The organism is Paenibacillus diazotrophicus (genome assembly GCF_042610465.1).
Map to the genome: position 1 here is coordinate 162587 of NZ_JBGJZN010000001.1, position 12268 is coordinate 174854.

Sequence of the window (12268 nt, forward strand, 5' to 3'; positions counted from 1 at the left end):
CCCAATGAACAGAATGGCACTTCACTCCATTCAACGATACTCCAACTGAAGATTATGACTGTCAAAATAGACGAGATCCCCACTGTCATAATGCCAAACCGCCTGCAGGTGTGTAGGTTGTCTAATACCATTAATCCACTTGTAATCCTTCATAAGCGCGGACCATCGCACATGTTGCTTGGAGCCATCCATTCCGACGGCGGTGCGGTCGTCCGTAGTGAAAGACAGACATTCTCCCTGGTCATTAAAGCTGAAGATTCCCGTAGCCGTAATCCCATAGCACGAAATGATCGCCTGCGCATGATGATCGTCAACGGGGACCCAAGTGATGTAGCCCTGTATGGCGGCACTCGGCAGCCAGAGAGCTTCTGACAAAAAGGTAACCAGACTCGCCTGATCCATCTCCACCCCAAGCTGGTTAAAGAGTGTGAATGTCTTGCCCAGGACGCCTTTCATACTGCCGGTACCCTCTATATAGGAATCAAGTCCTTGAAAAGGGATGCCGTATAGAGCCGTCTCGATCAGGGCGATTCTGGTGAGGGGCCGTACGAAATTGTACTGCTTATAATCTATGGACACAGCAGGTTTTTTGGGGGACAGGATGAAGTCTACTTTGTTAAATACGGCTTTCATCGAGGACATCTTCGGCTTGCCGGTAAACCCGCTGCTCTCAAAATACAACCGGACAGGGGGAGGAAGCAGCTTCCAGTCCTCGTTAGTGAATGCATCATTCGGGATGGGAGGGTTGGCGAGGTTCCTGTCTGCTATCCGCCGGAATTCTGTTTTGGTTGTGGAATAGGGAATCTTGAAAAAAACAATTGTGGCCGCTGCGGCGCCAGCCAGAATAAATATAAGGGTCATATGTTTCTACTCCTTTTCTTCATTGGATGAAGTTGTCTCCATTCGGGTAATGTTCTCGGTAAGCATGGTTAATCCGCGGTATAAACCTTCGGTTAGCCCGTGGTCGAACGACTGGAATAGTGCGTCCATGAAACCTGCCTCCCGCTCACTTCTTCCCGCAAAATAGATTCCGCATTTCTCGGTCAACTGCAGCCTGAGGATACGTGCATCCTTGCTGTCCTTGGTGAGCGTAATGAACCCCTGCTTCTCGAGCAGTAGGGCCATCTTTTTTACATTTTGCCGCGAACTGCCGATCATCCCGGCGACATCACTTAAGGTGGGGGAGGATGAACCACTCTTCAGAATGACTGCGATCAGCAGCCACTGCTTCATGGTTATTTGATCGTCCAGTTGATCACCCAGTACCTGAAGACGGTTGGCAAGTGTCAGCACAGCACCCAGAATGTAAGCCTGTTGCTCCTTTTCGTCCAATACGATTTACCTCCTCTAATTAATAAGGTAACCTGTTACATAAATATTATATGTAATAGGTTACCTATTTGTCTATAAGGAATGATGGGATGATCTTCCCGTCGCTTTGTACTCTCTTGATTAAATATGTTTACAAAATGTAAAAATTAGCAATTACATATACTATTCCATAATTTACTATGTTATTCTATTAGCGGCTATTCAGGCCTAATTCTATTAAAGAGAGTGGAGGAATGAAGAATGTTTCTAAGCTTCCCGCGTTTGCGCAAAACCTGGACGAGCCTGGCCATGGCCGCTTTACTTGCAGTGGTAGTGGGTATCCAGCCGTTAGAGGTGTATGCTGAAGGACCTTCCGATCCGGCACCGAGCATCACGCCAGCTTCGGCCAACGGCAAGAAAGTATTGTTCGACAATACGCATGCACAAACTGCAGGTGCGGCAGACTGGGTGATTGATGGCGGGTTCTCGGATTTTGCGAACGGGCTGGCAGCCGCAGGCTACTACGTCAAAGAGCTGCGAAAGAGCACGCCAATCACCTTATCAGATCTGTCTGGCTATGACGTATTCATCATTCCCGAGGCGAACATTCCATACAAGACATCGGAACAAAGCGCGCTGCTGAGCTACGTGCAAAGCGGGGGAAGCATTTTCTTCATTAGTGATCACTATAACGCAGACCGGAACAAGAACCGCTGGGACGCTTCCGAAGTCTTCAACGGTTACCGCCGGGGGGGCTGGTCGAATCCGGCTGCTGGAATGAGCACAGAGGAAGCGGCTTCACCAGCCATGTCCGGGGTAGCAAGCTCCGACTGGCTGTCCACGAACTTTGGTGTGAGATTCCGGTACAACGCTCTTGGCGATGTGACGGCGGGTAGCATTGTGGCTCCTGCACAAGCATTCAATATTACTAGCGGAGTATCCAGTGTGGCTGTTCATGCCGGTTCAACACTTGCGATCACCAATCCTGCAAAAGCAAAAGGAATCGTCTATGTTCCAACGACAGCTCCCGCCTGGTCCAGTGCAGTGGATGCCGGTGTGTATAACGGCGGCGGAGTCGCGGAGGGGCCCTTTGTGGCTGTATCCAAGGTAAGTGCCGGCAAAGCAGGATTTATTGGTGACTCCTCCCCGGTTGAGGATGCTTCGCCTAAATATAAAAGAGAAGAGACCGGGGGCACCAAAACGACCTATGACGGCTATAAAGAAGCGGATGATGCCACTCTACTGATCAACATGGTGAACTGGCTTGCCACACCGGAGAGTTACACAACGTTCTCTGCCGTTTCCGGACTTACTCTGGATTCAGCTACTTCGTTATACAGTTGGGAAGCGCCTGCCAGTTCCACTGAACCGCAGGCCGAACCTTGGGCGGCACCGGCTTCAGGCTATAAATGGTATGATCCCTCTACTTTCAAAACCGGTTCCTTCGGTGCCGGAAGCTCTACCGTTCCTACAACACCGGGTTATACTTTCGGCCATCAGGCGACCCTTCCGAACCATTATGAGTTCGAAGTGGAAGTGAAGGTCTCCGGACTAACACCGGGCTCCACCACTACCGGTTACAGCCTTGGAATCTATACCAGCTCGGGTACGCAGGTGGCGAAGGTGAAGAATAGTGACGGTTCATGGCCTTCATCCTACGGCTACAGCTCTACCTTCGCCCTGACGGCTGACTCCAGCGGGGTGGCATCCAGAATTTTAACGGTAACCATCAATCCAAACACAACCGGGGCAGGCAGTATGCGGCTCCGCTTAAACAGCACGGCAAAATACACAGAGGCAGTGACAATCGCGGACGTTCCTGTCGAGTAATTCCAACTAAATGGTAGAACTGAAGCTCGGGGGATGGCCTAACGCCTTATCCCGGGCTTTTTGTGTATTGTTATACTGTTTCGCTACATCCAGAGACTGAGGCAAAAATGCGCTTGAAGACCGTTAAGCGGTTTATCCGCCGGGAGTATAATGAAGCAGCACCAGAGGAATACATATCAAGTTTATATTCAGTTTAAACTGGACATTTATGATCCCAATATATTAGTTGACTAGGAGGAACGGCAAATGAATCAAATAAAAAAAACAGCTTCGCCACGAAGGGACTTGGCTATCGAAGCGGATGGGCTTGTCAAGGTTTTTGGAAATAACCGGGCGGTAGATGGCGTGAACCTGCAGGTGGCAACAGGCTCAATATACGGTGTGCTGGGACCGAATGGGGCGGGGAAGACAACCGCCATCCGGATGTTGGCTACGCTGCTGAGACCGGATGGAGGCTCCGCCAGGATTTTTGGGCATGATGTGGTGAAGGAGCCGCAAATCGTGCGTCAGCTGATCGGAGTAACAGGACAATATGCTTCCGTGGATGAGTCGCTGAGTGCAACCGAGAATCTGGTGATATTCTCCCGGCTGCTCGGGCTGGGGCGTGTTGATGCGCGCCGCAAGGCAGCTGAGCTACTGGAGGAGTTCGGTTTGACGGAAGCGGCCAAACGTCCGCTCAAGAATTTCTCCGGCGGGATGCGCCGGCGGCTCGATCTGGCGGCAAGCCTAATTGCGCAGCCGCCGCTTATTTTCCTGGATGAACCCACGACAGGTCTGGACCCGCGCACGCGCAATCAGATGTGGGATACGATCCGGCGTTTGATTCAGTCTGGTTCAACTGTACTTCTGACCACACAATATCTGGAAGAAGCAGATCAATTGGCTGACCGGATTGCTGTTATTGATCATGGCCGTGTAGTCGCGGAGGGAACGGCAGATGAGCTGAAATCATCCGTGGGCACATCTTCCCTGCAATTAAGGGTACAGAATCCGCAGGACAACGGCATTGCGCGTCAGACGGTTGAACGGGTGCTGAAGGTACCTACAAGCATATCAGCGGAAGCGGCGCTTATTACTGCACCGATGGCGAATGCCGATCTGGTTACGGATCTGCTGATTGCTCTCCGTGAGGCGGGGATTTCACTCGCGGAGCTGAGTGTACAGAAGCCAACGCTCGATGAGGTTTTTTTGAGCATCACAGGCCATGGGGTAGAGGAGAAATCCATTCCCGCTTCAGGTACATCCAATCAAGTGGGGGGACATACAGTATGAACACATTCATAAAGCCAGGTGCAGAGCGCCAACTGAAAAACCATTCCAGCTTCAGACAGTCGGTACGCAACTCACTAACCATGGCATACCGGGGACTGTTAAAAATTAAACGCACCCCTGAGCAGTTATTTGACGTCACGCTGCAGCCGATCATTTTCACTCTGATGTTCACCTATATTTTTGGCGGAGCGATCTCTGGTGATGTCCTGAATTATTTACCGGTAATCATCCCCGGCATTCTCGTTCAGACGGTAATCACCACTTCGATTGTTACCGGTGTCCAGCTGCGTGAGGATATGGAAAAAGGCGTCTTTGACCGCTTCAAATCGCTGCCGATCTCGCGGATTGCCCCGCTGGCCGGAGCGCTGCTTGCAGACACTGTGCGGTACACGATCGCAACGGTGCTTACCTTTGCAATGGGATATCTGCTCGGGTTTCGCCCTGAGGGCGGTATCGGGTATGTTGCTATCGCGGCTCTGCTCGTGATTGGGTGCTCGTGGGCTATCAGCTGGATATTTGCCTTCTTTGGAGTCATTGCCCGGACAGCTTCCAGTGTGCAGGGGATCTCTATGATCGTGCTGTTCCCGCTTACGTTCCTGTCGAATGCTTTTGTACCAGTGGATACGCTGCCGGACTGGCTTCAGTGGTTCGTCAAAATAAACCCGATTTCACATCTTGTCACAGCAGTCCGTGAACTCGTTAACTCTGGAACTGTGGGCTCGGATCTCGTGTTCTCCCTTGTCGGTGCGGCGGTCATCGTAGCGATATTCGCACCGATCACGGTGCGTGCTTATATGCGGCGGACGTAAGGCGTATGGAGCGTTAGGAAGACAAAAGTCAGACAATATGGAGCCTTATCCTCGGGGATAGGGCTTTTAATTTTGAGAAATTTACAAATAAGGCTGTGAAAAGGTCCCTGAAATTACCACTACTAGTATATGAACATTCAGGGAGTGACCCTCTATGCCAAGCAAGATCGCTGTTCACAAGCCGGCAGAGCCGGTAGCCGAGACGAAAAAGAGTTCTGCACAAACCCCGATTGCCGACAAAGCAGCGATGAAGCCGCTGCTGCGAACACCGCTTGAGCTGAAACGGTTAACCAACCGTCTATTAACAGCCCCGGAAACAGTGACATCCGGTGAGTTCAATATGCTCACGGGAGTGATTGGACTCCGCAGTGCTCTTATGCTGCTCGATAAAGGCAAGCGGAACAAGGAAATAGCAAAACCTGTAACAGATCCAACCCCGAAAGCATCACAGAACTCAACTGTCCCTCCTACAAGCTCACCGGTACCTCAAGAGTCTACATCAACGATTCAGTCCGATAAACCGGCTGCAGTCCGGGTATTCCAAGCTACCAGGAAAGCGTCTCAACCTGGATACGAAGCGGAAAACAAACCAGAGAACAGATCAGAGAACAAAGCAAAGATGGTCAAAGTAGAAGCCAAACGGGAAAGAAAAGTGGAGTCTAAAACCGAGGCTGAATCAGCAGACGGAATTGAGGCGAAGGCGGAGGCTAAGCCAAATGCGAAATCAGGCAGTAAAGCGGAAGTAAAGCCGGAAGGGAAGTCAGCAGCCAAGCCAGAAGCCAAGCCAGAAGCCAAGCCAGAAGCCAAGCCAGAAGCCAAGCCAGCTCTTCCAGCGCCCAAGTCTGCTGCCTCAGGTCCATTGTCCGCTGGCCTGCCGCTGCAAGCCAGAAAGGCACCTGCCAAAGCACCTGTTGTAAATATTAAAGGCGGTAATCCTGGCAGTGTGATTCAGCAGCTCGGCAGCATTGCTCCATCCGAAATCGTCGGGGCGTATACTCAAGCATTGAATGTCTCGGCAGGAGCGCTGGAGCAGCAAAGACAGCAGGCTGAGAAGGCGTTGCCTGAAATTCCGACACCAACCGGAATCACCCCCGGCAAAGATATTGAAGCTGCTAATCCCTCGAAGCGGGCAGCGGCAGATCCGGTGCGGGTAACCGAGCTGCCAGCTTTTCAGAGCGGGAAACAAGGCGGAGATCCTTCCCCAAGAATGACTAGCTTGCCTCAGGGCTCAGAGGAGGCAGATCCTGACCAAATTATGGCGGAAGCCAGCCAATATGCTGCGAATCCGCCGGAGATTGGACTGAAAGGTGAAGCGGACCCTTCCCAAGTGGAGAGCTTTCGCACAGAAGCTGCTCAGCACATACAGACTGCGCAGCATTCCGAGCTTGAGCAGACCCGGCAGGATTTCGGAGAGGACCGGATTCTGCCCAAGCCGGATGCGGCCATTCTCAAGTCCGGGCACAGCATCCGCCCCGTGACCCCGCCTGCTTTTCAGCTGAGATCAACCGGTGTCATCCCCCCAGATGTTGCAAGTTACCTCAACCCTCATCTGGAGAGTTCACTTCAGACTTATATGGAGAATAGCCAAGGGGAGTATCAGAAAGGGAAGGAACCTTTTGACAGTGGAATCATAGCTGCCAAAAGCGACACCAAGGCCGAAGTAGAACGGCTCAAAACAGAAGCTTCAGAGAAGCAGCGAAGCGAGCAGACTGCAGCCAAGGCAGAGGTCTCAGGATACCGGAGCCAGTGGCAGGAAGAGATCAAAGCTACCAGCGGTGAGTTTGACCGTGAAGCGGGCACAGCAGCAGCAGAGAAGAACAAGGAAATTACCGGAATCAAGGATGAGAAGGAAGGCGAGGTCAAGCAAAAGCTGTCCGAAGCCGAAACCGAATCCCGGAAGGAATATAAGAACACGAAAACCCAGGCAGATGAGAAACAAAAAGAAGGTGAACAAGAAAAGAAAAAAGCCAAAAACCCTTGGGAATGGATCAAAGAAAAGGGAAAGCAATTAGGGGACGCCATCAAAAAGGGCATGAACTTCCTCTTCACCCAGTTGCGTAAGGCCGTCAAATTTATTTTTGACAAAGCCAAGCAAGCTGTAGTGGGGCTGATAGAGCAGGGCCGGAAGCTGATAGTCAGCGCTATTAAGGGATTCGGGAAGCTGCTGAAGGGGTTAGCCAATAAAATATTTGCCCGGTTTCCGGGCATTGCCAAGCGGATCAACGGCTGGATCGACCGTGCAGTGAACAAGGCGGTTCAAGCCGTCAATGCTGCCGCAAGCCTCCTGAAGAAAGGGGTTAGCGCTGCCCTGGATTTCATGGGGAAAACAGTGGATAAGCTGTTCGCTGGTGTCCAGTCACTGTATAACAAAATATTGTCGGGAATCGGGAAATTCCTGAACGGCGATTTTAAAGTGAACTTCGGCAAGTTTCTGGAGATTGCACAGATCGCTGCTGAGATTGCTGCCGCTTTTGCAACGGGGGGAGGCAGTGTCCTGGCGCAAATCATCACTTGGCTGACTTCGACACTTCCTAAGCTTTTGCGTCAGGCGAATACGGTTATGACTGTAGTTAACACATTGCGGAATTTCAAAGTGCAGAATGTGAAGCAGTTCTTGAATCCGGCGGGAATGGGCGGTTTTCTGGTCAAGGGGCTGTTCGGCGAACTTAAGCCGTTGCAGACGGGCCAAGCCGATGACAAGGACAAAGACGCTGGCAAGGCCCCGAAAAACGGAGGCCAGGAAAAAGGGCTGATGAAAGTCCTGCAGCTCCTTCAGAGCGTGTTCGAAATTCTGCAAAAGACCGTCGGCAAGGTTGCAGGAGCCATCAACAAGGCTTTACCGGTAATCAATATATCTAATAAATCATGGTTTAACCCGTTCAGTATCGCTTATGCCGGGGCTGTTCAGGCCCTGGAAGTCATACAGAATCCTGCCGGGATGCTGAGTGAGGGGGCGGGCAAGCTTAAAGCAGCGGCTGGAGGCTTTTTTAAGGGGATTCGGGAAAAGGTAACCGAGGCTGCCAGCGGGATCAAAGCGAAAGTGCAGCTGCTCGGGAAACCGGCTCAGCTCATGCCGATCTTGGCCAACAAAGGCGTGGATATGGTGCTGAATTTTATCATTTCTAACCCGCCATCAGCACTCATCAAAGCGGTATTCAAAGGAATTGAAGCCGCCTCCGGCCAATCCCTGGTTGAATTGATCCGCCAGCATATTCCGTTTGCAGACAAGTTGATCAACAAAATCGCAGAGTCCGGTCCGGTACAGGGCTTGCTGCAGCCGCTTCAGGCGCCAGTGGAAAAGGTAGGCGGAATGATCGACGAAGCTACAGAAGGAGCGACGGCCCTTGTCGATGATGCCGAATCGCAGACGGTGAATGTCTTCGGTAACGGCACGAAGCTGCTGGCTAATCTGTCCGGTACGACAGGTGGAGGAAGCAAAGACAGCACAGGCCAACAAGATGGGCGAAAAGCCGGTGGCAAGGCAGGCGCTGCCCCTAATGAAGCCTCCGGTGATTTCCTCGGAACCATCAAAGGGGGGATTCACTCCCGGCTGTTAGCTTTCGGCAAGCGGCTGTTGAAGTCAGGAGTTAACCTCGTGGTAGCTGGAGCCAGCAAACTTAAGAATGCCATATCCGGCCTGCTGGTCAACTTCAAAATCGGCAAAGCAAGCCACAAGCTCTGGGTCGAAAAGAGCGGCACTGGTCATGTCGTGAAGATGGCTAGTAAGGAAAAAGAAATCCCGGATGTAATAAAGGAATCGAGAACTATAGCGGAGAAATTGAAAGGTGAAGAAAAGAAAAAACTGGGAAATTCAGTAGAACAGCTGAAGCAGAAAAACCAGAAGATCCAATCCGAAAAAACAGAACAGGTGACAAGCAAGCAACTTGAAACATTAGTCCCTGAATTGACAGTGATTGAGCCCTATTTGGAAAAAGTCGGGGGGAATGCTGAGGGGACGAGTGATGGTAGCAGAAGAGCACCTCACGTAAAAAACATTGACGAATTTTTATCGGGAAGAAAACCGTTTGATGAAGTTCTTGATGACTATGCTAAGCATTATGTTGATGTAATAAACATTAAAGGGTGGTCTTGGGAGAAAAGTATTGTTGGAGGAGATAGTCTAACCGCTAAGCAAAGAAAGTTGATAAAAAGTAAAGCCGAGGAATTAAATCTCATACCTAAAATTGAAGTGAAAAATGTAGATGGCATGCGTTATGGGTTTGCTGATTTTGAAAGTCCTGGGGTAGTAGTGCATACTGACGAGCTCCCAAAAGATTTGTGGAAAAAAGGTGATACAGAGCAGTTTGATTGGTTGAATAATAATCTTCCGAAAGACATAAGGAAACTGGTGGAAAACGGAACGTATACATGGCACCATTCTGAAGTGCCAGGGAAAATGCAATTGGTTCCTTATGGGATTCACAACATTACAACTCACAATGGAGGAAGGTCTACTGGAATGTGGGCTGATGCGGCAAGATGAACAAGAAGGAGGAATTAAGTATGCAAATAAAACAAGAGTCAATAATTTATCCGTTACCGTCTGATCAACTGTTATCAAAAGAGGAAGATTTTTGGAGAGTAGAATTGCCATTAGTGTATAAAGAATTTATTAAAATAAATAATGGGGGAATTCCAGAAATTCGTTCGTTTATTTGTAATGATCATAGCTATGTAATTACTAGATTTTTATGCATTCTTGAGGAACCAACAGAAAATGAATTTGGAATATTTGATATTGACGCTACTAAATCTCAGCTTGATGAGAGACTAATTGATAATGAAGATTTGGTAGGAGTTGCATTATTACCAATTGCTGTTCTATTTGCTGGTGATTTTTTATGCTTAGATTTTCGTGAATCAAGAAGTAATCCTAACATTTGTGTGTGGGATCATGCAAATTCTGGAGAATTCGACCCAGTAAGCTATCGTGTTGCGGATAGTTTTGAAGAATTTGTATCAATGTTAACTGATTAGAAGAATTAAGGTTACTCAGTACCGAATAAACCCATCTTTCATACATGAACACCTATAAACTATATAATATAGATGTGAACATTTCCTTATATTGGTTGTACGCATATTGATGCTTTAATTTCATACACTAAATAATGTTTTTCGTCACATCGAACAGGTCGATTATGGTCATATACCACCATGATTGACTTGTTTTTTGTTGTCTTCACTTTCTTTCTGTAAACTTCAGTCATTGCAGACAGGACAATTTGATGGTAAGGAAAAGGACTAGAAAGCCAGCAAGGCTCATGTGGAGCTTTCTGCGAAGGTTCTGTTTGCAAGGCTCGATGGACAATCGCGCAACTAGTGGCTAGACGGAACTCTATCGTCAAACATGCCGCATATTGACGGGAAGGCGGCTCTAGCCTTTTGGGATAAGTACCCTGCTCCATATCACTTGGAATCGGTGGGGGCAGAGGAACTAGCAACATACCTCCGTAAAGCTAGCCATAACACCTGTTCGACCCGTAAAGCAGAGGAAATCTTGGAACTGGTGAAGAAGGACGGGGAGACGAAACGGAGCTACCAAGCGTCAAGAGACTTCCTTGTCGTCAACATGGTACAGGATATGAAGCGGAGCAGAGAACTGATTAAGCAGACGGAAGAACAGCTTCGTCAGGTGCTAGCCGAGACGGACTATAAGTTAGATGGTATTAGCACCGTTACAGCGGCGGAACTGATTGCCGAAATCGGAGACATTCGCCGCTTCTCTAATGCCGATAAGTTAGCACGTTTCGCCGGAATCGCCCCTGTCCGTTTTAGTTCGGGCGGCAAGGGCAAAGACCAAGCAAGCGGACAAGGAAATCGGGTGCTGAACGCCATCTTCCACAACCTAGCCGTTCAGCAAATCCAAGTCGCAAAAGGTGACAACAAGAAGCAACGGAATCCCGTCTTCTACGAGTTCTACCAACGGAAGCTAGCCGAAGGCAAGACCAAGAAGCAAGCCCTGATATGCGTCATGAGAAGGCTTGTAAACATCATCTACAGCATGATGAAGCACAAGACAGAGTATCGGGCGGCAACTCTAACAGAACGCCAAGCAAGCTGATATAATGGGTGGTAATTGGAAGAACCGATTGCCACCTTTTTCATTCCCAAGTTTAAGATTACAACTTAGGGGACGGGAAATCTTACAATTCCTCAAGGGGTGACCAGTGAACAATTCAACAATGCTTCATCAATAATAAGACAAAAAGTAGGCTCTATAAGCGATGATATTATTGTTCAAGGAAGTAGAGCCAATGGTACTGCAAGACCTGATTCGGACATTGATTTTGCTGTACGGGTTTCTCCTGAGAAGTTCGATGAACTTATTACCCAAAGGTTCGGAACACCTAATCCGGGTTCGGTAAAAGAAAGAACTATGCAACATGCAATAGAAACAGGGAAGATTCAGTCCGGGGAAGCAGGATTGCGTAGTTTGCGTCAAGAGTTACAGAAGGCTTTAGGAATGGATGTAGATATCTCTATTGTCAAGTCCGGCGGTCCATTCGATAATGGAACTCAAATACCATTACCATGATAGAGGTGAGAATATGTTAAATGATGATTTTGACCCTTTTTGCAAAATATTTTTGGACACTGATTTTGATAGAACTGCCGTTCTAGCATCAGTTAGGGAAAATATTGGTGGAGTGTTAGAACAATCAAGCATTACAAATGATATCTGTAATCTTGATTTATTAAGAAATGATGATTTTCACGAACACAAACGAAACGAATCACCTGATGGATTTTTGTTTTCAAGATATTTAATTGAGATTGAACCCAATGAGGATGTTGGTACAGAAACATATATCGCTACACTGTCACGCTTGCTCGAAGGATTATGGAGAATGGGTTATAAGGCAGTCGCGTCGTGTGATTTTGAAGAATTGTTACCCAATATGGGTGGTTACAATCCCGATAACAGATAGTATTGTGTATCACTTTTCTTACCTTGATTAGTTTATCACTAGTCAAGGTTTCTTTTTTGTAGGGGCTACCCAATGCCGAATGAACCCAACATTCAACCAATAACACATATAACC

10 protein-coding genes are annotated in these 12268 nt (G+C 48.7%); 8 read left to right on the forward strand and 2 right to left on the reverse strand.

The window, feature by feature from the left end:
* Positions 1–30: 30 nt before the first annotated feature.
* Both ACAN54_RS00680 and ACAN54_RS00685 read right to left on the reverse strand, forming a co-directional pair.
* The gene (locus tag ACAN54_RS00680) at positions 31–861 is read right to left on the reverse strand and encodes a DUF6544 family protein (protein ID WP_379151025.1); all 831 of its coding nucleotides are present in this window, start codon (positions 859–861) and stop codon (positions 31–33) included.
* 6 nt (positions 862–867) lie between these two features.
* Positions 868–1332, reverse strand: coding sequence for a MarR family transcriptional regulator (locus ACAN54_RS00685; RefSeq protein ID WP_379151028.1), 465 nt, complete (start codon positions 1330–1332; stop codon positions 868–870).
* Between the two features lie 240 nt (positions 1333–1572).
* Here ACAN54_RS00685 and ACAN54_RS00690 point away from each other — a divergent pair, with 240 nt between their 5' ends.
* The 8 genes from ACAN54_RS00690 to ACAN54_RS00725 all read left to right on the forward strand — a co-directional run bounded on the left by ACAN54_RS00690 (position 1573) and on the right by ACAN54_RS00725 (position 12154).
* On the forward strand, positions 1573–3141 hold the full coding sequence (locus tag ACAN54_RS00690; RefSeq protein WP_379151030.1) for a DNA-binding protein: 1569 nt from the start codon (positions 1573–1575) through the stop codon (positions 3139–3141).
* 246 nt (positions 3142–3387) lie between these two features.
* Positions 3388–4413 carry an ATP-binding cassette domain-containing protein gene (locus ACAN54_RS00695; protein WP_379151033.1) on the forward strand — a complete coding sequence of 342 codons (1026 nt, stop codon included), beginning with the start codon at positions 3388–3390 and terminating at the stop codon, positions 4411–4413.
* Positions 4410–5222: an ABC transporter permease gene (locus ACAN54_RS00700; protein WP_379151036.1), complete on the forward strand. Its 813-nt coding sequence runs from the start codon at positions 4410–4412 to the stop codon at positions 5220–5222. The genes ACAN54_RS00695 and ACAN54_RS00700 overlap by 4 nt, the downstream gene beginning before the upstream one ends.
* A gap of 154 nt (positions 5223–5376) precedes the next feature.
* Positions 5377–9705 carry an HNH endonuclease gene (locus ACAN54_RS00705; RefSeq protein ID WP_379151039.1) on the forward strand — a complete coding sequence of 1443 codons (4329 nt, stop codon included), beginning with the start codon at positions 5377–5379 and terminating at the stop codon, positions 9703–9705.
* Positions 9706–9725: 20 nt separating this feature from the next.
* Entirely contained in the window at positions 9726–10199 is a 474-nt protein-coding gene (locus tag ACAN54_RS00710) for an SMI1/KNR4 family protein (protein WP_379151042.1), read from the forward strand.
* Positions 10200–10572: 373 nt separating this feature from the next.
* Complete coding sequence (locus ACAN54_RS00715; RefSeq protein ID WP_379151045.1) at positions 10573–11286, forward strand: transposase; 714 nt, start codon at positions 10573–10575, stop codon at positions 11284–11286.
* Between the two features lie 99 nt (positions 11287–11385).
* Complete coding sequence (locus ACAN54_RS00720; RefSeq protein WP_379151048.1) at positions 11386–11760, forward strand: nucleotidyltransferase domain-containing protein; 375 nt, start codon at positions 11386–11388, stop codon at positions 11758–11760.
* Positions 11761–11773: 13 nt separating this feature from the next.
* Positions 11774–12154 (forward strand): 1,4-dihydroxy-6-naphthoate synthase, encoded by a 381-nt coding sequence (locus tag ACAN54_RS00725; RefSeq protein WP_379151051.1) that lies wholly within the window; start codon positions 11774–11776, stop codon positions 12152–12154.
* Positions 12155–12268 lie beyond the last annotated feature (114 nt).

Coding starts and splice junctions, on each gene's coding strand:
- ACAN54_RS00700 (WP_379151036.1), top strand. CDS start 4,410: ATGAACACATTCATAAAGCCAGGTGCAGAGCGCCAACTGAAAAACCAT.
- ACAN54_RS00705 (WP_379151039.1), top strand. CDS start 5,377: ATGCCAAGCAAGATCGCTGTTCACAAGCCGGCAGAGCCGGTAGCCGAG.
- ACAN54_RS00690 (WP_379151030.1), top strand. CDS start 1,573: ATGTTTCTAAGCTTCCCGCGTTTGCGCAAAACCTGGACGAGCCTGGCC.
- ACAN54_RS00715 (WP_379151045.1), top strand. CDS start 10,573: ATGCCGCATATTGACGGGAAGGCGGCTCTAGCCTTTTGGGATAAGTAC.
- ACAN54_RS00710 (WP_379151042.1), top strand. CDS start 9,726: ATGCAAATAAAACAAGAGTCAATAATTTATCCGTTACCGTCTGATCAA.
- ACAN54_RS00680 (WP_379151025.1), bottom strand. CDS start 861: ATGACCCTTATATTTATTCTGGCTGGCGCCGCAGCGGCCACAATTGTT.
- ACAN54_RS00725 (WP_379151051.1), top strand. CDS start 11,774: ATGTTAAATGATGATTTTGACCCTTTTTGCAAAATATTTTTGGACACT.
- ACAN54_RS00695 (WP_379151033.1), top strand. CDS start 3,388: ATGAATCAAATAAAAAAAACAGCTTCGCCACGAAGGGACTTGGCTATC.